Below are 291 nucleotides of genomic sequence, written 5' to 3' on the forward strand. Positions count from 1 at the left end.
TCGGCGAACGCCTTGCACCGGCCATCGGCCGCCAGACCACGCTGGCGGGAGAACTCCACGAACGTCTGCGGCGTGGGCATCACCGTCACCCCGCCGACCAGAGCCAGCGAACACTCACCCTGCCGCAACGCCGAACCCGCCTGATGCAACGCCACCAGCGACGACGAACACGCAGTGTCCACCGTCATCGCGGGGCCTTCAAGACCGAAGAAATACGACACCCGGCCCGCCAGCACACTGACCGCGACCGAGGTCATCCCGAAACCACCCAGATCGGTGCCCATGCCGTAA

General features: G+C 66.7%; 1 protein-coding gene. It reads right to left on the bottom strand.

The features are described from left to right. Positions 1 to 291 (bottom strand): beta-ketoacyl synthase N-terminal-like domain-containing protein (locus JK364_RS54840; RefSeq protein WP_269146479.1); only part of this gene is annotated, 291 nt, incomplete at both ends.

The organism is Streptomyces endocoffeicus (genome assembly GCF_016741935.1).
Lineage (GTDB): Bacteria > Actinomycetota > Actinomycetes > Streptomycetales > Streptomycetaceae > Streptomyces > Streptomyces endocoffeicus.